The organism is Pseudomonas sp. LBUM1655, assembly GCF_059716085.1.
The window spans coordinates 1815541-1837510 of the sequence record NZ_CP166801.1 but is presented as its reverse complement, the minus strand read 5'-3'; the positions used below and the strand labels follow the sequence as shown (position 1 = coordinate 1837510).

18 protein-coding genes are annotated in these 21970 nt (G+C 58.1%); 5 read left to right on the top strand and 13 right to left on the bottom strand.

Going from position 1 to position 21970, the window contains the following annotated elements:
* Window positions 1-148: 148 nt before the first annotated feature.
* From lpdA to sdhC, 7 genes are all read right to left on the bottom strand, one after another.
* The gene (gene lpdA, locus ACA074_RS08245) at window positions 149-1585 is read right to left on the bottom strand and encodes a dihydrolipoyl dehydrogenase (RefSeq protein ID WP_187677435.1); all 1437 of its coding nucleotides are present in this window, start codon (window positions 1583-1585) and stop codon (window positions 149-151) included.
* A gap of 97 nt (window positions 1586-1682) precedes the next feature.
* Window positions 1683-2906 carry a 2-oxoglutarate dehydrogenase complex dihydrolipoyllysine-residue succinyltransferase gene (gene odhB / locus ACA074_RS08240; protein ID WP_103307282.1) on the bottom strand — a complete coding sequence of 408 codons (1224 nt, stop codon included), beginning with the start codon at window positions 2904-2906 and terminating at the stop codon, window positions 1683-1685.
* Window positions 2907-2948: 42 nt separating this feature from the next.
* The gene (locus tag ACA074_RS08235) at window positions 2949-5780 is read right to left on the bottom strand and encodes a 2-oxoglutarate dehydrogenase E1 component (protein ID WP_187677433.1); all 2832 of its coding nucleotides are present in this window, start codon (window positions 5778-5780) and stop codon (window positions 2949-2951) included.
* 251 nt (window positions 5781-6031) lie between these two features.
* Complete coding sequence (locus ACA074_RS08230; RefSeq protein ID WP_038364054.1) at window positions 6032-6736, bottom strand: succinate dehydrogenase iron-sulfur subunit; 705 nt, start codon at window positions 6734-6736, stop codon at window positions 6032-6034.
* A gap of 11 nt (window positions 6737-6747) precedes the next feature.
* Window positions 6748-8520: a succinate dehydrogenase flavoprotein subunit gene (gene sdhA / locus ACA074_RS08225; protein ID WP_187677432.1), complete on the bottom strand. Its 1773-nt coding sequence runs from the start codon at window positions 8518-8520 to the stop codon at window positions 6748-6750.
* 3 nt (window positions 8521-8523) lie between these two features.
* On the bottom strand, window positions 8524-8892 hold the full coding sequence (gene sdhD / locus ACA074_RS08220) for a succinate dehydrogenase, hydrophobic membrane anchor protein (protein ID WP_497678752.1): 369 nt from the start codon (window positions 8890-8892) through the stop codon (window positions 8524-8526).
* Complete coding sequence (sdhC, locus tag ACA074_RS08215; protein WP_034156251.1) at window positions 8886-9260, bottom strand: succinate dehydrogenase, cytochrome b556 subunit; 375 nt, start codon at window positions 9258-9260, stop codon at window positions 8886-8888. The genes sdhD and sdhC overlap by 7 nt, the downstream gene beginning before the upstream one ends.
* 361 nt (window positions 9261-9621) lie before the next feature.
* Here sdhC and gltA point away from each other — a divergent pair, with 361 nt between their 5' ends.
* Window positions 9622-10911: a citrate synthase gene (gltA, locus tag ACA074_RS08210; protein WP_003222994.1), complete on the top strand. Its 1290-nt coding sequence runs from the start codon at window positions 9622-9624 to the stop codon at window positions 10909-10911.
* 897 nt (window positions 10912-11808) lie between these two features.
* On the opposite strand, the gene ACA074_RS08205 is transcribed toward gltA, so the two are convergent.
* The 3 genes from ACA074_RS08205 to ACA074_RS08195 all read right to left on the bottom strand — a co-directional run bounded on the left by ACA074_RS08205 (window position 11809) and on the right by ACA074_RS08195 (window position 14867).
* Window positions 11809-13467, bottom strand: coding sequence for a cation acetate symporter (locus tag ACA074_RS08205; protein ID WP_497678751.1), 1659 nt, complete (start codon window positions 13465-13467; stop codon window positions 11809-11811).
* On the bottom strand, window positions 13464-13775 hold the full coding sequence (locus tag ACA074_RS08200; RefSeq protein ID WP_187677430.1) for a DUF485 domain-containing protein: 312 nt from the start codon (window positions 13773-13775) through the stop codon (window positions 13464-13466). Before ACA074_RS08200 ends, ACA074_RS08205 begins: the two co-directional genes overlap by 4 nt.
* Before the next feature lie 240 nt (window positions 13776-14015).
* On the bottom strand, window positions 14016-14867 hold the full coding sequence (locus ACA074_RS08195; RefSeq protein WP_497678750.1) for a glycine betaine ABC transporter substrate-binding protein: 852 nt from the start codon (window positions 14865-14867) through the stop codon (window positions 14016-14018).
* Between the two features lie 287 nt (window positions 14868-15154).
* Here ACA074_RS08195 and ACA074_RS08190 point away from each other — a divergent pair, with 287 nt between their 5' ends.
* On the top strand, window positions 15155-16750 hold the full coding sequence (locus ACA074_RS08190; RefSeq protein WP_497678749.1) for a glycoside hydrolase family 17 protein: 1596 nt from the start codon (window positions 15155-15157) through the stop codon (window positions 16748-16750).
* 122 nt (window positions 16751-16872) lie between these two features.
* Here the strand turns inward: ACA074_RS08190 and ACA074_RS08185 are convergent, their stop codons facing one another.
* Window positions 16873-17241, bottom strand: coding sequence for a hypothetical protein (locus ACA074_RS08185; RefSeq protein ID WP_187677427.1), 369 nt, complete (start codon window positions 17239-17241; stop codon window positions 16873-16875).
* A 224-nt stretch (window positions 17242-17465) separates the two neighbouring features.
* Between ACA074_RS08185 and ACA074_RS08180 the strand changes: the two genes are divergently transcribed.
* The gene (locus tag ACA074_RS08180; protein WP_187677426.1) at window positions 17466-18764 is read left to right on the top strand and encodes a serine/threonine protein kinase; all 1299 of its coding nucleotides are present in this window, start codon (window positions 17466-17468) and stop codon (window positions 18762-18764) included.
* A complete protein-coding gene (locus ACA074_RS08175; RefSeq protein WP_401272091.1) occupies window positions 18757-19545 on the top strand; it encodes an MlaA family lipoprotein in 789 nt (262 codons plus the stop codon). The genes ACA074_RS08180 and ACA074_RS08175 overlap by 8 nt, the downstream gene beginning before the upstream one ends.
* Window positions 19546-19631: 86 nt before the next feature.
* On the opposite strand, the gene ACA074_RS08170 is transcribed toward ACA074_RS08175, so the two are convergent.
* Window positions 19632-20546, bottom strand: a complete 915-nt coding sequence (locus ACA074_RS08170) for a DUF808 domain-containing protein (protein WP_187677424.1) — start codon at window positions 20544-20546, stop codon at window positions 19632-19634.
* A 134-nt stretch (window positions 20547-20680) separates the two neighbouring features.
* Between ACA074_RS08170 and ACA074_RS08165 the strand changes: the two genes are divergently transcribed.
* Complete coding sequence (locus tag ACA074_RS08165) at window positions 20681-21286, top strand: TetR/AcrR family transcriptional regulator (protein WP_187677423.1); 606 nt, start codon at window positions 20681-20683, stop codon at window positions 21284-21286.
* Between the two features lie 106 nt (window positions 21287-21392).
* On the opposite strand, the gene ACA074_RS08160 is transcribed toward ACA074_RS08165, so the two are convergent.
* Window positions 21393-21833 carry a GlcG/HbpS family heme-binding protein gene (locus ACA074_RS08160; protein WP_187677421.1) on the bottom strand — a complete coding sequence of 147 codons (441 nt, stop codon included), beginning with the start codon at window positions 21831-21833 and terminating at the stop codon, window positions 21393-21395.
* Window positions 21834-21970: the final 137 nt, after the last annotated feature.

The following is a 21970-nucleotide window of genomic DNA, read 5'->3' as shown; positions in this document are numbered from 1 at the left end:
GCGCTGCGCTCTTTATGAGTGCCGCGCCACCTGTGACTGCTGCTTGCGTAGCTGAGCTACGCAAGACTGCGTCCAGCGGACATTCCGCGGTGAGACTTGCTCGCAAGGCTCACGACGGGCCGTTACCGCCGTGGTTTCTTATTGTGTCTTAACGCTTCTTGCGGTTGGCAATGTGGATGGCGCCGCCATTCACAGCCAGAGCAGCTTCGTGCAAGGCTTCAGACAGGGTCGGATGGGAGAAAACCATCATGCCCAGGTCTTCAGCGCTGGTGCCGAATTCCATACCGATCGCGCCCTGCTGAACCAGCTCTGCAGCGCTCGGGCCAATCACGTGCACGCCCAATACGCGGTCAGTCTTGGCATCAGCGATGACCTTGACGAAACCGCCGGTATCGTTGGCGGCCATGGCACGGCCGGAAGCGGCGAACGGGAAGGTGCCGACGTTAACTTCAACGCCTTCAGCTTTCAAGGCCTGCTCGGTTTTGCCAACCCACGCGATTTCCGGGTGAGTATAAATAACCGAAGGGATCAGGTCATAGTTCATCTGGGCTTTGTGGCCCTTGATGCGCTCGACAACCATGATGCCCTCTTCCGAAGCCTTGTGAGCCAGCATCATGCCGCGAACCACGTCACCGATGGCGAAAACGCCCGGTACGGTGGTGGCGCAGTGATCGTCAACGTGCACGAAACCGCGCTCGTCCAGGGTCACGCCGCTATCGGCAGCCAGCAGATCAGTGGTCACCGGACGGCGACCAACGGCTACGATCAGCTTGTCGAAAGTGATGGTCTGTTCGCCGTTGGCATCGGTGTAGCTGACAACGACTTCGTCGCCGTTCACTTTCGAACCGGTGACGCGAGCGCCCAGCTTGATGTCCAGACCCTGTTTGGTCAGGGTTTTCAGCGCTTCCTTGGAAACAGCGGTGTCCGCTGCCATCAGGAAAGTGTCCAGAGCTTCCAGGACAACTACTTCAGAACCCAGACGCGACCACACCGAACCCAGTTCCAGACCGATCACGCCAGCGCCGATCACGCCCAGACGCTTAGGTACGGCTTGGAATTCCAGTGCGCCAGTCGAATCGACGATGACTTTCTGATCAACCGGAGCCGGTGGAATGTCGATAGGACGCGAACCTGGAGCCAGGATGACGTTTTCAGCTTCGATGACTTCAACCGAACCGTCTGGCTTGGTGACTTCGACTTTCTTGCCAGCCAGCAGTTTGCCGTGGCCCTGGATCGAAGTAACGCCGTTGGCCTTGAACAGGGTGGCAACGCCGCCGGTCAGGTTCTTGACGATGCCAGCCTTGCGGCCAATCATCGCCGCGACGTCCATTTTGACTTCGCCGGTCGAGATACCGTGAACGTTGAAGCTTTCTTTCGCTTCCTTGTATTTCCAGGAGCTGTCCAGCAGCGCCTTGGAAGGAATGCAGCCGACGTTCAGGCAGGTGCCGCCCAGGGCTTGCTTGCCTTCGGCGTCGGTGTACTTCTCGATGCAGGCAGTGGTCAGACCCAGCTGCGCGGCCTTGATGGCTGCTACGTAGCCGCCAGGGCCAGCACCGATCACTACTACGTCAAATTTCTGCGACATTCAAAAATTCCTCTTTAGCGAAAAGCTTCAAGCCGCGCGCTCCAAGCCAAGCTGCCCTTTCGTGCAGCTTGAAACTTGAAACCCGCGACTGCTTCTATCAGATATCCAGCAACAGACGAGCCGGATCTTCCAGCAGGTTCTTGATGGTCACCAGGAAGGTCACAGCTTCTTTGCCATCGATCAGACGGTGATCGTAGGACAGTGCCAGGTACATCATCGGACGGATAACGACCTGACCGTTGATGGCCATAGGACGCTGGATGATGTTGTGCATGCCCAGAATCGCTGCCTGCGGCGGGTTGACGATCGGGGTCGACATCATCGAACCGAAGGTACCACCGTTGGTGATGGTGAAGGTACCACCGGTCATCTCGTCCATCGACAGTTTGCCGTCACGGGCTTTCTTGCCGAAAGTGGCGATGCCGCCTTCGATTTCAGCCAGGCTCATCAGCTCGGCGTTACGCAGAACCGGTACCACCAGGCCACGGTCGCTGGAAACAGCAACACCGATGTCGGCATAGCCGTGGTAAACGATGTCGCCGCCGTCGATCGACGCGTTGACAGCCGGGAAGCGTTTCAGCGCTTCGGTAGCTGCTTTGACGAAGAACGACATGAAGCCCAGGCGTACGCCGTTGTGCGACTTCTCGAACAGATCCTTGTACTTCGAACGCAGGGCCATGACTTCGGTCATGTCTACTTCGTTGAAAGTCGTCAGCATCGCCATGTTCGATTGCGCTTCAACCAGACGCTTGGCCACAGTGGCGCGAACGCGGGTCATCGGTACGCGCTTCTCGATGCGGTCGCCAGCGGCGAACACAGGAGCGGCAGCCGAAGGAGCAGCAGCCTTGGCAGGCGCGGCAGCCGGAGCGGCTTTCTTCGCAGCGACAGCTGCAACCACGTCTTCCTTGGTCACACGACCACCCTTGCCGGTGCCGGCAACGGAAGCGATGTTGATGCCGTTCTCTTCAGCCAGCTTGCGGGCAGCCGGAGCAGCGACAGGATCGTCTTCGCCTTCGGCAGCAGCAGGTGCAGCGGCAGCAGCGGCCGGAGCAGCAGCAGCGGCTGGAGCAGCGGCAGCAGCGCCGCCCGCTTCGATGGAGCCCAGGACTTCGTCGGACAGAACGGTGTCGCCTTCGTTCTTGACGATTGCGCCCAGCACGCCATCAGCAGTAGCCAGCACTTCCAGTACGACTTTGTCGGTTTCGATGTCAACGATCAGATCGTCGCGCTTGACAGCGTCGCCCGGTTTTTTGTGCCAGGTGGCAACGGTGCCATCGGCAACCGATTCCGGGAAAGTGGGGGCTTTGATCTCGATAGCCATTATCTGTAGTTCCTTAAATTCGGTTTCAAGTGCGCGAAGGCATTAAACGGTAAACGCGTCTTGCAGCAGTTTTTCCTGCTGCTCGGCGTGCATCGATGCGTAACCACAAGCAGGTGCAGCGGAGGCATCACGGCCCGCGTACTCAAGTACGAGAGATTTGTCGTGTTTGCCAACGATGCGGCGCATGTGGTGCTGGCTGCAGTACCAGGCTCCCTGGTTCATCGGCTCTTCCTGACACCAAACGATATGTTTGAGGTTGGTGTACGGAGCCAGGACTTCAATCAAGTCGTCCTCAGGGAATGGATACAGCTGCTCGATACGCACGACGGCGATATCGTCACGACCTTCGGCACGACGCTTTTCCAGCAGGTCGTAGTAGACCTTGCCGCTACACAGAACAACGCGCTCGACCTTTTGTGGGTCTTGAGCATCGATTTCCGGGATAACGGTCTGGAACGAACCTTCGGCCAGATCTTCCAGAGTCGAGATGGCCAGCTTGTGGCGCAGCAGCGACTTCGGCGTCAGCACGACCAATGGTTTGCGCAGCGGGCGAATCACCTGACGACGCAGCAAGTGGTAGATCTGCGCCGGCGTGGTCGGTACGGCTACCTGAATGTTGTGCTCGGCGCACAGCTGCAGGTAACGCTCCAGACGTGCCGAGGAGTGCTCAGGACCCTGACCTTCGTAACCGTGCGGCAGCAGCATGGTCAGACCGCACAGACGGCCCCACTTGTGCTCGCCACTGGTGATGAACTGGTCGATAACCACTTGGGCACCGTTGGCGAAGTCGCCGAACTGGGCTTCCCAGATCACCAGCGCATCCGGCGTGGTGGTCGAGTAGCCGTATTCGAACGCCAAAACGGCCTCTTCCGACAGGAACGAGTCGTACAGGTCAAAGCGTGGCTGACCGTCGTACAGGTGCTGCAGCGGAACGTAAGTGCCAGCGTCTTTCTGGTTGTGCAGAACAGCGTGACGGTGCGAGAACGTACCGCGGCCGATGTCCTGACCGGTCATGCGAATCGGGTGACCTTCGAACGCCAGGGTCGCGTACGCCATGGTTTCAGCGTAACCCCAGTTGATCGGCAGGCCGCCGGCTTGCATCTTCTGACGGTCTTCGTAGATCTTCGCAACCTGGCGCTGAACCACGAAGCCATCCGGAATTTCCAGCAGCTTGGCGGACAGTTCCTGCAGGGTTTTCAGATCGAAACGGGTGTCGTGACGCGCAGTCCAGGCGTGGCCCAGATACGGACGCCAGTCCACGAACAACTCTTTGTTCGGCTCTTTGACCAGGCTTTTCACTACGTGCAGACCGTTGTCCAGCGCGTTGCGGTATTCGTCGACTTTCGCCTGAACACGCTCTGCATCAAGCGTACCGTCCTGAGTCAGACGATCAGCGTACAGCTCACGGGTGGTGCGCTGCTTGGTGATCTGCTGATACATCAGAGGCTGGGTGCCGCTTGGCTCGTCGGCCTCGTTGTGGCCGCGACGACGGTAGCAGACCAGATCGATTACCACGTCACGCTTGAATTGCATGCGATAGTCGATGGCCAACTGGGTCACGAACAACACGGCTTCCGGATCATCACCATTCACATGGAGGATCGGCGCCTGGATCATCTTGGCAACGTCGGTGGCGTACTCGGTGGAACGCGAGTCCAGCGGGTTGCTGATGGTGAAACCGACCTGGTTGTTGATCACGATGTGCACAGTACCGCCGGTCTTGAAACCGCGGGTCTGGGACATCTGGAAGGTTTCCATGACCACGCCTTGACCGGCGAATGCCGCGTCACCGTGGATGGAGATCGGCAGAACCTTCTCACCGGTCGAATCGTTACGACGATCCTGACGGGCGCGAACCGAACCTTCGACCACCGGGGAAACGATTTCCAGGTGGGACGGGTTGAACGCCATGGCCAGGTGAACTTCACCGCCGGCGGTCATCACGTTGGAGGAGAAGCCCTGGTGGTATTTAACGTCACCGGAACCCAGCTCGACCTTCTTCTTGCCTTCGAACTCGTCGAACAGCTCACGCGGGTTCTTGCCGAAGGTATTGACCAGCACGTTCAGACGACCACGGTGGGCCATGCCGATGACGACTTCCTTGGTACCGTAGGAACCGGAACGCTGGATCAGTTCGTCGAGCATCGGAATCAGGCTTTCGCCGCCTTCCAGACCGAAACGCTTGGTGCCCGGGTATTTGGTGCCCAGGTATTTTTCCAGACCTTCACCGGCAGTCACGCGCTCAAGCAGGTGGCTCTTGATGTCGGCGGAGTACGTCGGACGACCACGCACGCTTTCCAGACGCTGCTGGAACCACTGGCGCTGCTCGGAATCGGTGATATGCGTAAATTCAGCGCCGATGGTGCGGCAATATGTCTGCTGCAACGCTTCGTGAATTTCGCGTAGGCTCGCTTCCTCTTTGCCGATGAACAGGTCGCCGGCACGGAAGGTCGTATCAAGATCGGCATTGGTCAAGCCGTAATGATTGATCGACAGGTCTGCAGGTGCAGGACGCTGCCACAGTCCCAGCGGGTCAAGCTGGGCTGCCTGGTGGCCACGCATACGGTAGGCCTGGATCAATCGCAGCACTTCAACTTGCTTCTTCTCGTGCTCACTGCTCACGCTCCCGGCGGAAACCGGTTGAGCGCGGCGCTGGTTCTTTGCCAGCAGCACGAAATGATCGCGAATCGTCGAGTGCGAAACATCAGTGGCAGAGTTGCCGTCGGCAGGCAACTTCTGAAAGTAGGTGCGCCACTCTTCTGGCACAGCGTTAGGGTCGTGCAGGTAGAGCTCATAAAGCTCTTCCACATAGGCAGCGTTTCCACCTGAAAGGTAGGCGCTGTTCCACATGCGCTGCATCACGCTTTCTTGCATGCTTGGTCACCCTCGGTTAGGGGAACACCATCGGTGTCGACACCGAGCAAACTTGCAGAAGTCCGAATGCAGCGACTAAAACAAGCCACTTAGGATCACACTGATAGTCCGGGTACCAGCCCGGATGCCCCTGCTTGTCTCATTTCTTCAAAATAAGAGCTGCAGCTTGTGACTACTGCTCTGGTTATAGCCATGACGCGGGTTGAAGCCCGCGCCACAGCCTCTACGGTACAGCGGTTACAGCAGCTGAATCACACGCCGCTCGAAAGCAGCATGTTACGGATGTGACCGATGGCCTTAGTCGGGTTCAGGCCTTTCGGACATACGTTGACGCAGTTCATGATGCCCCGGCAGCGGAATACGCTGAACGGGTCATCGAGCGAAGCCAGACGCTCGTTGGTCTTGGTGTCACGGCTGTCTGCCAGGAAGCGATAGGCTTGCAGCAGAGCGGCTGGACCCAGGAACTTGTCCGGGTTCCACCAGAAGGACGGGCAAGAGGTCGAGCAGCAAGCGCACAGGATGCACTCGTACAGACCGTCGAGCTTTTCACGCTCTTCTGGCGACTGCAGACGCTCGATGGCCGGAGCCGGCGTGTCGTTCTGCAGGTAAGGCTTCACCTTCTCGTATTGCTTGTAGAAGATGCTCATATCGACGACCAGGTCACGGATAACCGGCAAACCTGGCAGCGGACGAACGATCAACTTGTTACCTTTTACAACGGCGGACAGTGGCGTGATGCAGGCCAGACCGTTCTTGCCGTTGATGTTCATGCCGTCGGAGCCACAGACACCTTCACGGCAAGAGCGACGATAGGAGAAACCTTCGTCCTGCTCTTTGATGAGGGCCAGCACGTCCAGCACCATCAGGTCTTTACCACCGGTATCGACCTGGAATTCCTGCATGAACGGCGCTGCGTCCTGATCAGGGTTGTAGCGATAAACACTGACTTGCAACATGGCGGTCACCCTTAATAAGTCCGGACTTTCGGTTCGAAAGTCGGAACAGTCTTCGGCGAGAAGTTAACGGCACGCTTGGTGACGCGCTTGTCACCCGGGAAGTACAGGGTGTGGCACAGCCAGTTTTCGTCGTCACGGTCTTCGAAGTCTTCACGGGCGTGCGCGCCGCGGGACTCTTTACGCACTTCGGCAGCGATGGCAGTCGCTTCAGCCACTTCCAGCAGGTTTTGCAGTTCCAGCGCTTCGATACGTGCAGTGTTGAAAGCCTGCGACTTATCGTTGATCTTCACGTTAGCGATACGCTGACGCAGATCGGCCAGTTGAGCGATACCTTTCTGCATGTATTCGCCGGTACGGAACACACCGAAGTAGTTCTGCATGCAGCTTTGCAGCTCACGACGCAGGGTTGCCACGTCTTCGCCATCAGTGCGGCTGTTCAGCGAGTTCAGGCGCGACAGGGCGGCTTCGATATCGGCTTCGGTAGCGTCGTCGTATTCGATGCCGTCGGTCAGTGCCTTTTCCAGGTGCAGGCCGGCAGCGCGGCCGAATACCACCAGGTCGAGCAACGAGTTGCCGCCCAGACGGTTGGCGCCGTGAACCGATACGCAAGCCACTTCACCTACAGCGAACAGACCAGGAATGATCTGATCCACGCCGTCGGCGTTCTGGGTGATCGCCTGACCATGAATGTTGGTGGCAACGCCGCCCATCATATAGTGGCAAGTCGGAACAACCGGAACCGGTGCAACCACCGGGTCAACGTGCGCGAAAGTCTTCGACAGTTCGCAGATGCCTGGCAGACGGCTGTGCAGCACTTCCTCGCCCAAGTGGTCGAGTTTGAGCATTACGTGGTCGCCATTCGGACCGCAACCGTTGCCGGCGATGATTTCTTTAACCATCGAGCGAGCAACCACGTCACGACCGGCAAGGTCTTTGGCGTTCGGAGCATAACGCTCCATGAAACGCTCGCCGTGCTTGTTGATCAGGTAACCACCTTCACCACGGCAACCTTCTGTAACCAGTACACCAGCGCCGGCGATGCCAGTCGGGTGGAACTGCCACATTTCGATGTCTTGTACCGGCACGCCAGCACGCAGAGCCATGCCGACGCCGTCACCGGTGTTGATCAGGGCGTTGGTGGTGGACGCGTAGATACGGCCTGCACCGCCGGTAGCCAATACGGTGGCTTTTGCGCGGATGTAGGAGGTTTCGCCAGTTTCGATGCAGATCGCGATCACACCGACGAAATCGCCCTCCTGGTTTTTCACCAGGTCGACAGCGTAGTACTCGTTCAGGAACGTAGTACCGGCTTTCAGGTTGCCCTGATACAGAGTGTGCAGCAGTGCGTGACCGGTACGGTCGGAAGCGGCGCAAGTACGTGCAGCCTGGCCGCCCTTGCCGTAGTCCTTGGACTGACCGCCGAACGGACGCTGGTAGATACGGCCTTGCTCGGTACGCGAGAACGGCAGACCCATGTGGTCCAGCTCGAAAACGGCAGCCGGGCCTTCCTGACACATGTATTCGATAGCGTCTTGGTCACCGATGTAGTCGGAACCCTTGACGGTATCGTACATGTGCCAGCGCCAGTCATCGTTCGGGTCAGCGGACGCGATTGCACAGGTGATGCCGCCCTGGGCGGATACAGTGTGCGAACGGGTCGGGAAAACCTTGGTGATCACGGCAGTCTTGTGACCGCCCTGCGCCAGTTGCAGCGCAGCGCGCATGCCGGCACCGCCACCACCAATGATGATGGCGTCGAAAGAAATCGTTGGAATGTTAGCCATGACTCAGATACCCCAGAGAATCTGCACACCCCAGACGAAGTAAGCGAACATCGCAACGCCGCATACTGCCTGGAAAAGGAAACGTACTGCGGTCGCGGACTTGCCCAGCGCCATTGGCGTCAGGTAGTCGGTCGCGATGGTCCACATGCCGACCCAGGCGTGAGCGCCGAGAGCAACAAGGGCCAGCAGACTGAAGATACGCATCCCGTTGTAGGCGAACAGGCCGTGCCACTGGTCGTAGCCAATGCCCGGATTCGCTGCAAGGTATCCGATCAGGAAAATGAAATAAGCCGCGAGAACAACCGCAGACACACGTTGCGCCATCCAGTCATAGAGGCCCGAACGCGAAAGGTTCGTAACGCTGGTTACCATATCCAAACTCCTGCCAGAACGATCAACACCACCGAAACGGCGATGATAATTTTCGAGCCCAGGCGGCCGCCTTCCAGCGTCTCACCGATGCCCATATCCATGATCAAGTGGCGCACACCGGCTACCAGGTGATACAGCAGAGCGGACAGGAGGCCCCATGCTACGAACTTGGCCAGCGGGCTGGTCAAGCATGCCTTCACTTCGGCAAAACCTTCCTCGGAACCCAGAGACTTGCCCAATGCATAAAGCATGAAGCCGATACCCAGGAAGAGGATGATGCCGGAAACACGGTGAAGAAACGACGTAACGCCGGTGATGGGGAGTTTGATGGTCCTTAGGTCTAGGTTTACAGGTCGTTGGCTTTTCACGGCTTTTTTTTCACACTGAAGAGCCCCTAACAATCAGGGCAAAGTTGTTGGGGAGTGCACTGGTCAGGTAACCACCACCCAGGGATGCGACCCCCAATAAAGCAGGCCCAAAAGCCCTTGGCGGTCGGTGGCCGAGTATAGACAGTTAGGCTACTAATGACAACGCAATCACCTACCCCCAATAGCTGATTGCACAAGTTCAATAAAAGGCGTAAATGGCAGGCAATTTCGAGGAAAAAGTGCGCTTAAAGCCTTCTGGAGCAAGACTTTAGGCAAATTGACATTCGAATTTATCTCACTATAGTGGTGCGGGCCCTGCGTGGGGGGTCTGTCTGATGGTTAAGCATAAATAGGAGGCCACATGGCTGACAAAAAAGCGCAGTTGATCATCGAGGGCGCAGCCCCCGTCGAGCTGCCCATTTTAACCGGCACCGTTGGTCCCGATGTAATCGATGTTCGGGGCCTGACGGCCACGGGCCGCTTCACTTTCGACCCTGGTTTCATGTCGACCGCCTCGTGCGAATCGAAGATTACCTATATCGACGGCGACAACGGCATTCTGTTGCACCGCGGCTACCCGATCGAACAACTGGCTGAAAAGTCAGACTACCTGGAAACCTGCTACCTGCTGCTCAACGGCGAACTGCCGACAGCAGAACAGAAGGCCCAGTTCGTCAGCACCGTCAAGAACCACACCATGGTTCACGAGCAGCTGAAAACCTTCTTCAACGGTTTCCGTCGCGACGCCCACCCGATGGCCGTCATGTGCGGCGTAGTCGGCGCCCTCTCGGCCTTCTACCACGACTCCCTGGACATCAATAACCCGCAGCATCGCGAAATTTCCGCGATCCGCCTGGTTGCCAAGATGCCGACCCTGGCAGCGATGGTTTACAAGTACTCCATGGGCCAACCCATGATGTACCCGCGCAACGACCTGACGTACGCGGAAAACTTCCTGCACATGATGTTCAACACCCCGTGCGAGATCAAACCGATCAGCCCGGTGCTCGCCAAGGCGATGGACCGGATCTTCATCCTCCACGCCGACCACGAGCAGAACGCATCGACTTCCACCGTGCGCCTGGCAGGCTCTTCGGGTGCCAACCCGTTCGCCTGTATCGCCGCCGGTATCGCCGCACTGTGGGGCCCTGCCCACGGCGGTGCGAACGAAGCCGTTCTGACCATGCTTGATGAAATCGGCGATGTTTCGAACATCGACAAGTTCATAGCCAAGGCCAAGGACAAGAACGATCCGTTCAAACTGATGGGCTTCGGTCACCGCGTTTACAAGAACCGCGATCCTCGCGCGACTGTAATGAAGCAGACCTGCGACGAGGTACTTAAGGAACTGGGCATCAACAACGATCCGCAACTCGAACTGGCCATGCGCCTGGAAGAGATCGCCCTGACCGACCCGTACTTCATCGAACGCTCGCTGTACCCGAACGTCGACTTCTACTCGGGGATCATCCTCAAGGCGATCGGCATTCCGACCAGCATGTTCACCGTGATCTTCGCGCTGGCTCGTACTGTCGGCTGGATCTCCCACTGGAAAGAAATGCTCTCCAGCCCGTACAAGATCGGCCGTCCGCGCCAGCTGTACACCGGCTACGAGTCGCGTGACATTACCAAGCTGGAAGACCGCAAATAAGACTTGTCTTGCGATAACGTCTTGAGTTGTATCGGGAACGGCCTCTATTTATATAGGGGCCGTTTTTGTTTATTGGGCCGCATCGGCCTGTGGGCCGGCTGGTTTTTTGGAATCAGGTGTATATCCGTTTTTTGAGTAGCTGCTGCTGGCGGTTTCGCTCTTACAGCGGGTCACCTTTTCCAAACGCCGGAATGCCGGCCCAGCGAAAAGGTAACCCAAAAGGCTTTGCCCCGGCGTTCGGCACTTCGCTGAGGCTCAGTGTTCCCTCGCTACGGTGTCCATCAGGGGGCATCGCCTACGGTTTGCTTCGCTGCACCTCCTCTCGATGAATGCGGCTTCGCCGCACGGCGCTTCGCGCCTACCCCCCTGATGAACACCTTCACTCGGCCTGCCGAAGGGGCAAAAGATCAAAAGCCAAAGCCAAAGCCAAAGCCAAAGCAGATCAAAAGATCGCAGCCATCGGCAGCTCCTAAACAGGATGAGCGCAAGCTCGGGTGAAGCTTTTGATCTTGATCCACGGCGACGTCGGAAGGCTGAGTGTAGGGATTGATCCGGGGTGGGAGCGCAGCGACCGTTTGGCGCAGCCAAACACAGCGAGAGGAGGTGCAGCGAAGCAAACCGTAGGCGCTGCGCCCGGATCGATCCCGGAGCGAAGGAACCCCGAGCCCCAGCGAGCGGGCCGTACGTAGGAGCAAGCGTTTTTTGCTTACTTTTTTGGGCGTTTGAAAAAAAGTGAGTCGCCGTAAGGGCGAAACCCTAAGAAGCCGTTACCGCAGCAACGGATATGTACTCAATAAACACCAACCACAAAGACCTCAGTCCGATAACCGCCCACAAAAAATGCCCCGATCTCTCAACCGGGGCATTCAGCAAAACGTTTAAACAAGCATCAAGCGATCAATGCGAAACCGCCCCGCTCGCCCCCAATCCCGTCTGCGAACGCACAAACTGCGGGAAGAACAGCGCCCGCTCCTTGTCCGCTGCCGCCGACTTGTCAGTGATCGAGAAGAACCAGATCCCCACAAACGCGATGATCATCGAGAACAACGCAGGATACTCGTAAGGGAAGATCGCCTTCTCATGATGCAGAATCTGCACCCAGATGGTCGGACCCAGCACCATCAGGCCCACCGCACTCACCAGACCCAGCCAGCCGCCGATCATCGCACCGCGAGTGGTCAGCTTCTTCCAGTACATCGAAAGCAGCAGGACCGGGAAATTACAGCTCGCCGCGATGGAGAACGCCAGGCCAACCATGAACGCGATGTTCTGGCTTTCGAACAGGATACCCAGACCAATCGCCAGCACTGCCAAGGCAATGGTGGTGATCTTCGAAACGCGGATCTCATCCTTCTCGTTCGCCTTGCCCTTCTTGATCACGCTGGCATACAGGTCGTGAGACACCGCCGATGCACCGGCCAGGGTCAGACCCGCGACAACCGCCAGAATGGTCGCGAACGCCACAGCCGAGATGAAGCCGAGGAAGATGCTCCCGCCGACTGCGTTGGCCAAGTGCACCGCCGCCATGTTGTTGCCGCCCAACAGCGCGCCAGCAGCATCTTTGAAGGCCGGGTTGGTGCTGACCAGCAGGATCGCGCCAAAGCCGATGATGAAGGTCAGAATGTAGAAGTAGCCAATGAAACCGGTTGCGTACAGCACGCTCTTACGGGCTTCTTTAGCGTCGCTCACGGTGAAGAAGCGCATCAAAATGTGTGGCAGGCCAGCGGTACCGAACATCAGCGCCAGACCGAGGGAGAACGCCGAAATCGGATCTTTCACCAAGCCGCCAGGGCTCATGATCGCTTCACCTTTAGGGTGAACCTTGATCGCCTCGGAGAACAGCATGTTGAAGTCGAAGTTGACGTGCTTCATCACCATCAGCGCCATGAACGAGGCACCGGACAGCAACAGCACAGCCTTGATGATCTGCACCCAAGTGGTCGCCAGCATGCCGCCGAACAACACGTACATGCACATCAGCACACCGACCAGAATCACCGCCACGTGGTAGTCCAGACCGAACAACAGTTGGATCAACTTGCCGGCACCAACCATTTGCGCGATCAGGTAGAACGCCACCACCACCAGCGAACCGCAGGCAGACAGGGTGCGAATCTGGGTTTGCCCGAGGCGGTAGGACGCCACGTCGGCAAAGGTGTATTTACCCAGGTTACGCAGACGTTCGGCGATCAGGAACAGAATGATCGGCCAGCCCACCAGGAAGCCGATCGAGTAGATCAGGCCATCGTAGCCGGAGGTGAACACCAGCGCGGAAATCCCCAGGAAGGACGCCGCCGACATGTAGTCACCGGCGATCGCCAGACCATTCTGAAAACCGGTGATCTTGCCGCCCGCCGCATAGTAGTCGGCCGCCGAGTTGTTTTTCTTCGAGGCCCAGTAGGTGATGTACAAGGTCGCGCCAACGAACGCCACGAACATCAGGATGGCTGGAATGTTCAGTGGCTGCTTGGCCACTGCGCCCGTCAAGGCGTCAGCCGCAAAGGCACAAGGCGCGAACGCTGCAACGCTCAATAGAGAAAGTAGACGCCGGATCATTGCTGAGCCTCCTTGAGAATCGCATTGTTCAGGTCGTCAAACTCGCCATTGGCGCGGCGCACGTAGATAGCTGTGAGGATGAAGGCCGAGATAATCAGGCCGACACCGATAGGAATGCCCCAGGTAATCGAGGATTCAGGACTGAGCTTCGCACCCAGCACGTGTGGCCCGTAGGCGATCAGAAGAATGAATCCGGAGTAGAGCCCGAGCATGATCGCCGAGAGTATCCAGGCGAACTTTTCCCTTTTTCGCACCAGCTCCTTGAATCGGGGACTGTTTTGAATCGAGAGGTAAATGCTGTCGTTCATTGTTTTTATCCTCGCAGCACAGATTATTGTTGGAACGTAGCTAATGTATGCGGCTGCGGGACAGGTTCCAGACGACCTTAGTAGTAGAACGCCATGACACTTTTGCCAATTTCAAGCAGCCCAAAAACAAATGTGGGAGCGAGCCTGCTCGCGAAGGCGTCGTGCCAGTCAACATTTAGTTAACTGACAGACCGCTTTCGCGAGCAGGCTCGCTCCCACTGGGGTATTTCGGTGTTGTGGTTATTTAGTCCAGTCAGCCACTCGATCCGGGTGTTTGGCCACCCAATCCTTGGCGGCTGCATCAGGCTTGGCACCGTCCTGAATCGCCAGCATCACTTCACCGATTTCGTCTTTCGAAGCCCACTGGAAGTTCTTCAGGAACTTGGCCACTTCTGGTGCCTTCGCATCCAGGCCCTTGCTGCCGATGCTGTTCACGGTTTCAGCAGCGCCGTAAACGCCTTTAGGGTCGTCGAGGAAGCGCAGCTTCCACTTGGCGAACATCCAGTGCGGCACCCAACCGGTGACGGCGATGGATTCGTTTTTCTTCTCGGCACGGGTCAGCTCGGCAATCATGCCGGCGCCGGAGCTGGCTTTGAGGGTGTACTTATCGAGGCCGTAATCCTTGATCGCCTGATCGGTCTTGAGCATCACGCCTGAACCGGCGTCGATGCCGACTATGCGATTTTTGAAGGTGTCGTCGGTTTTCAGGTCTTCGATCGACTTGGCTTTTACATATTCCGGGACGATCAGGCCGATTTTCGCATCCTTGAAGTTCGAGCCGTAATCGACGACCTGATCCTTGTTCTTCGTCCAGTATTCGCCGTGGGTCACTGGCAGCCAGGCGGACAGCATGGCGTCGAGTTTGCCGGTGGCGACACCCTGCCACATGATCCCGGTGGCGACGGCTTGCAGTTTCACGTCGTAGCCGAGTTTCTGCTTGATCACTTCGGCCGCCACGTGGGTGGTCGCGACGCTGTCGGACCAGCCGTCAACGTAACCGATGTTCAGGGTCTGTTTTTCAGCGCTGGCGAAAGTGGAGCTCATCGCAAGCGCCAGAGCGGCACCTGCGCCTAAAAGTCGTCGCATCTTCATCGTTACTTCCCCGAAATGCTGCGCCCGACGGATGACGGGCGGCGTCAACGTATTGTTATGGTGCACAGCGCCCCCATCACGCCTCACCGCAAACTCGTCCGGACATCAGTGGAGTACTGACGGCTTCGATCATCAACCTGACGCCCAAGGCGACCTGCTCTGTCAGCGACCTCAAGGCAACGAGAAACGACATCAGAAGGCCATTAACCGCGTCTATATAAACGACGCCAAATAATCCGCCCGAACTTTGCATGTCAAAACCATGCGGGCCACCAACCTTCTGTTAATTGCAGGTAACATGCGTCGCTTTGCAGCCACTCGGCCTGACCATGTCCGCGACTTCCCGCTTTGCTTTTCTTCCTTATGTCTTCGCCTGCCTGCTCGGGCTGTTTGCCCTTGGCGGCTTCTGGTATGGCCTCGGTAAGCCATTGATTTTGCCGGACGCTGCCACCCCGACGCACAAGTTGCAATGCGCCTCCTATACCCCATTCGACAAGGACCAGTCGCCGTTCGACGTGCCGTTCAAGCTGCGCCCGGAGCGCATGGACGCCGACCTCGCCCTGTTGGCGACGCGCTTTGAATGCATCCGCACTTACTCCATGACCGGCCTCGAAGCGCTGCCGGATCTGGCACGTAAACATGGCCTGAAATTGATGATCGGCGCCTGGGTCAACAGCAACCCGGTGGACACCGAGAAGGAAGTCGACCTGCTGATCGCCTCGGCCAACGCCAACCCGGACGTGGTCACCGCAGTAATCGTTGGCAACGAAGCGCTGCTGCGTAAAGAGGTTACCGGCGGGCAATTAGTGAAGCTGATAAACAAGGTCAAAAGTCACGTTAAACAGCCGGTGACTTACGCCGATGTGTGGGAGTTCTGGCAAAGGCATCCAGAAATCGCTCCCGCCGTGGACTTCATAACGATCCACTTGCTGCCGTACTGGGAAGACCATCCATGGAACGTTGACGTGGCCTTGTCGCAAGTGGCCGCGATTCGTCGCAGTTTTGGCAGCATGTTTGCGCCAAAAGAAATAATGATCGGCGAAACGGGTTGGCCGAGCGAAGGCCGCCAGCGCAAGACTGCCGTGCCGAGCAGAGAAAACGAAGCCAAGTTTATCCGTGGCTTTGTCGCGATGGCCGAGAAGGAAGGCTGGCGTTACAACCTCATCGAAGCATTTGATCAACCATGGAAACGTGCGAGCGAAGGCGCGGTCGGCGGTTATTGGGGGCTGTTCAATGCCGATCGCCAGGACAAGGGTGTACTCGCAGGCCCCGTGACCAACGTACCGTACTGGAAGCAGTGGCTGGTCGTCGGCGGTTTGATTTTCCTCGGCACATGGGTCCTCGGCGGTCGGGTTCGCACGACGCGATCAGCACTGGTGCTTCCGCTGTTGGGCGCCCTCGCCGCTTGTTCAATCGGTGCGTGGGGCGATCTGGCCCGCGTGACCACACGATTTGCCAGTGAATGGCTGTGGGTCGGGCTGCTGACGGCGTTGAATCTGTTGGTGTTGGCGCATGCCGCGCTGACCTTGAGCACCCGCACGGGTTGGCGTGAACGGGCGTTCAATCTGCTGGAACGTCGCGCCGGTTGGCTGGTTGCGGCGGCAGGGTTCGCGGCGGCGGTGATGATGCTGGAGATGGTATTCGATGCGCGTTATCGCAGCTTTGCGAGCATGGCGTTCATCCTGCCGGCGCTGGTTTACCTGTGCCGCCCGGTTAGCGTGCCGCGTCGGGAGATTGCGCTACTGACCTTTATCATCGGGGCCGGCATTGCGCCGCAGTTGTATGAAGAAGGATTGCTGAATCAGCAGGCCTGGGGTTGGGCACTGGTGAGTTTGTTGATGGCTGCTGCACTTTGGCGCTGCTTGCGGGTTCGCATCCGCTGACCTTCAGCGCCTGTACCTGCCTCATCGCTGGCAAGCCAGCTCCCACAGGTTTTGGGGTCATACACAAATGTTGTGTTTCTCCAGATCCCAGTGGTAGCGGGCTTGCCCGCGATGACTGACTTTCAGGCGCTGCGAGACTCCCGGACAAGGCGCAACCCGGCAATCACCACCGCAAACACCGCCAGCGTCGTGTTGTACAACGCCAGTGCCGGCAACCCGAAGACCAGCGCCAGCACCGCCAGCCACCACCCTGCCCGCCCGGGCAAGACAAAACCGATCAGCGCCGCACCCAGCGCCGTCCAGCCCAACACTTTGAAGTGAATCATCAGGCCGAGGTTCGAGCGCACCTGACACTCCCAACGGCTGGCCTCATCCACACAGATGCCGACCCACTGCCCGTCTTCCATAAAGCCATAACGCGCGCCATAACTGGCAGCCAGCCATAACGGCAACAAAACGAGCAGCAGAATCACGGGCAAACGGCGGGACATGAAACTCTCCAATCAACGAAAATCGGCGGTCAGCTTAATCTTCGGCCTGTCAGACGCAAGCACTAACAACAGTTAACTTTTCATCCGGGCGATGCAAAGTGTATCGTCCAGCTACTATTACTCCGAATTCTGCCTGTTTGGTGCCGCGGCATGGCACTTTGGCGCAACCCCGGTGGTCATAGCCTGCGAACTTCATTCGGCACCTTCCTCTTAGGGATCTAGTCATGCTCCGTTCCTTGCGCTTCGCCGCGCTGTTCAGCGGCCTTATTTTGAGTGCGTCCGCACTGGCGGTGGATATCGACGCCGCCAGTTATGGCTATCCCCTGACCAACCCGTTCGAGGCGACCATCGCCACGACTCCGCCGGACTTGCGCCCGGAATTGCCGCTGGACGACGACATCAATCAGTCGGACCGCAGCGTCACCTTGCGTCCGGAACGCGAGTTCATTCTTCCGGACAACTTCTGGCCGGTGAAAAAGCTCACCTACCGCATCGCCGAGCAGGACAAGCCAGCACCGCTGATCTTCCTGATCGCCGGCACCGGCGCGCGTTATGACAGCACGCTCAACGAATACCTGAAAAAGCTCTACTACAAGGCTGGCTACCACGTCGTACAGTTGTCGTCGCCGACCAGCTTCGACTTCATCAGTGCAGCCTCGCGCTTCGCCACTCCGGGCGTGACCAAGGAAGACGCTGAAGACATGTATCGGGTGATGCAGGCCGTGCGGGCGCAAAACCCGAAACTGCCGGTCACCGAGTATTACCTCACCGGTTATAGCCTTGGTGCTCTCGATGCCGCGTTCGTCGCGCATCTGGACGAAACCCGACGCAGCTTCAACTTCAAGAAAGTCCTGCTGCTCAACCCGCCGGTCAACCTCTATACCTCGATCACCAACCTCGACAAGCTGGTGCAGACCGAAGTTAAAGGTATCAACAACAGCACCACGTTCTATGAATTGGTGCTGACCAAGTTGACCCGCTACTTCCAGCAAAAGGGTTATATCGACCTCAACGACGCCCTGCTCTACGACTTCCAGCAGTCCAAGCAGCATCTGAGCAACGAGCAGATGGCGATGCTGATCGGCACCTCGTTCCGCTTCTCGGCCGCCGATATTGCGTTTACTTCTGACCTGATCAACCGTCGCGGCCTGATCACCCCGCCGAAATTCCCGATCACCCAGGGCACCAGCCTCACGCCGTTCCTCAAACGTGCACTGCAATGCGACTTCGATTGCTACCTGACCGAGCAAGTGATTCCGATGTGGCGCGCGCGCACCGACGGCGGCAGCCTGCTGCAACTGATCGATCAGGTCAGCCTGTATGCACTGAAGGATTACCTGCACGACAGCCCGAAAATCGCCGTAATGCACAACGCCGACGACGTGATCCTCGGCCCGGGCGACCTCGGCTTCCTGCGCAAAACCTTCGGTGATCGTCTGACCGTGTACCCACTGGGCGGCCATTGCGGCAACCTTAACTACCGCGTCAACAGCGACGCCATGCTGGAGTTCTTCCGTGGCTAAATATCTCCTGCTGATTGCAGCGTTACTCTGTGCAGGCGTGGCCCAGGCCGACAACAGCAAAGCCAATGCACCGGTGGTGGTCGACAGTGACGGCTTCAAGGAACCGCTGTCCAAACTCAAGTTCAACCCGGGGCTGGATCAGCGCGAATTCGAGCGCTCGACGCTCAACGCACTGAACGTGTATGACCCACTGGAAGAGTGGAACCGTCGCGTTTACCACTTCAACTACCGCTTCGACCAATGGGTGTTCCTGCCGGTGGTCGATGGCTACCGCTACATCACGCCAAGCTTCTTGCGCACCGGCGTGAGCAACTTCTTCAACAACCTTGGTGACGTACCGAACCTGATGAACAGCCTCTTGCAGTTCAAGGGCCAGCGTTCGATGGAAACCACCGCACGCCTGTTGCTCAACACCACCATTGGCATCGCCGGCCTCTGGGACCCGGCGACCGCCATGGGGCTGCCGCGCCAGAGCGAAGACTTCGGTCAGACTCTGGGCTTCTACGGTGTTCCGGGCGGCGCCTATTTTGTCCTGCCGATCCTAGGCCCGTCGAACCTGCGTGACACCGCAGGCCTGGCTGTGGACTACAGCGCCGAATCGGCGATCAACTTTCTCAATGTCTCGGAAGTCAGTTCCAACCACCCGGAAATCTGGGCTCTACGCGCCGTCGACAAGCGCTACCAGACCAGCTTCCGCTATGGTCAGCTGAACTCGCCGTTCGAGTACGAGAAAGTGCGTTACGTGTACACCGAGTCGCGCAAGTTGCAGATTGCCGAGTAAAACCGGCAGGCACAAAAAAGGCCATTCGATGCAAATCGAATGGCCTTTTTTAATGACAAAACAACGCTACCACAGAGGTTATGCGTTCAACCTTTGATCGCTTTCCAGATTTTGCCGACAACAGAAACAACCGCCAACACCACCGCGCCAGCGATGATCCCCGCCACGCCATTGAGCAACATCGGCACCGCAAACCCGGCAGCACCGGCCGCCGCGCCAACACCCTCAATCCAGTGGCCCACCACCGGTACACCGTGGGTCAGAATGCCGCCGCCGACCAGAAACATCGCAGCGGTGCCAACCACCGACAGCGTTTTCATCATGTAGGGTGCCGCGACCAGGATGCCGCTACCGATTTTTTTGGCGACCTGCCCAGGCTTCTGCGTCAGCCACAGACCGAGGTCGTCGAGCTTGACGATGCCGGCCACCAGACCGTAAACACCCACAGTCATCACGATGGCGATGCCGGACAGCACGATCACCTGCTGCGTCAACGAAGCCCCAGCCACGGTGCCGAGGGTGATCGCGATGATTTCTGCCGAGAGGATGAAGTCAGTGCGGATCGCACCTTTGATCTTGTCCTTCTCGTACGCCACCAGATCGGTTGCCGGATCGGCCACGGCCTCGGTCAGTTGCGCGTGCTCGGCATCATCTTCAGCCTTGCTGTGCAGAAACTTGTGCGCGAGTTTCTCGAAACCCTCGAAGCACAAGTACGCACCACCGACCATCAACAGCGGCGTCACCAGCCACGGCACGAACGCACTGATCGCCAGCGCCGACGGCACCAGGATCAGTTTGTTGACGAACGAGCCCTTGGCCACTGCCCAGACCACGGGAATCTCCCGCTCGGCCCGCACACCAGAGACTTGCTGAGCATTCAGCGCCAAGTCGTCGCCGAGCACGCCAGCGGTCTTCTTGGCGGCCATTTTGGTCATCAACGCAACGTCGTCCAGAACGGTGGCGATGTCGTCGATCAGCACCAGCAAACTGCTTCCTGCCATGAATCTTGTTTCCTTATGTTAATAATGCCGTGCAGCATACCGCGACTGCAGGCCACACGGGGCATTGTTGAGCGCTGCGCGAGGCCGGTGCTACCATGCGCAACCGCCAGAACAGGCAAGGAACCACCGGGTTTATGAGCACAATCCGCGAGCGCAACAAAGAACTGATCCTGCGTGCCGCCAGTGAGGAGTTTGCCGACAAGGGCTTCGCTGCGACCAAAACCAGCGACATCGCCGCCAAGGCAGGACTGCCCAAGCCCAACGTCTACTACTACTTCAAGTCCAAGGAAAACCTCTACCGCGAGGTGCTGGAAAGCATCATCGTGCCGATCCTGCAGGCCTCGACGCCGTTCAACCCGGACGGCGTGCCGAGCGAAGTGCTCAGCGGTTACATCCGCTCGAAGATCCGCATCTCCCGCGACCTGCCCTTCGCCTCCAAGGTGTTCGCCAGCGAAATCATGCACGGCGCCCCGCACCTGAGCGCTGATCTGGTCGAGCAACTCAACGCTCAGGCCAAGCACAACATCGACTGCATCCAGACTTGGATCGACCGCGGCCAGATCGCCCCGATCGACCCCAACCACCTGATGTTCAGCATCTGGGCCGCCACCCAGACCTACGCCGACTTCGACTGGCAGATCTCTGCGGTCACCGGCAAGGACAAGCTGGACGAGGCGGATTACGAGGCTGCTGCGCAGACGATTATTCGGTTGGTTCTCAAAGGTTGCGAGCCGGATTGAGACACCGCAGTGACGCGATCACGATCAGGCTCACTCCTACATTTGGAACGCGTTCCCCTGTAGGAGTGAGCCTGCTCGCGATAGCGGTTATTCAATCACCGCAGATTTAAGCCGCCACCCCCGCATCCGCCTTCAGATCCAGCGCTTCCACCGCTTTGATCGCCACCTGCTCATCAATATCCGACAGATCGCCGCTAATCCCGATCGCCCCCAGCACATTCCCCGCCTGATCGCGGATCAACACACCGCCCGGTGCCGGCACGACGCTGCCCTGCCCCATGCTGTTGAGAGCGGCGATGAAGGCCGGGCGTTGTTGGGCGTCCAGTGCCAGCAGGCGAGAACCCTTGCCCAAGGCGATGGCGCCCCACGCTTTGCCTATGGCGATTTGCGGACGTAGCAGGCTGGCGCCGTCTTCACGTTGCAGGGTGATCAGGTGGCCGCCGGTATCGAGTACCGCGATGGTCAGCGGCGCTGCGGAGATGGCCCGCCCTGCGCTGATGGCTTCGTTGACCAGGTTGACTGCGACTTTCAAGGTTAAAGCGCTCATGGTGCTGTCCTCATTTTGTTATTGGGAAAGTCGTGAGACTGCGCGTTTGTGCCGCAGTCCGATGCAACAAATAGAACACAATGAGTTATTTTTTTGTATACAATAATTATCGAAAAGCGCCACATGCGACGAAAAGC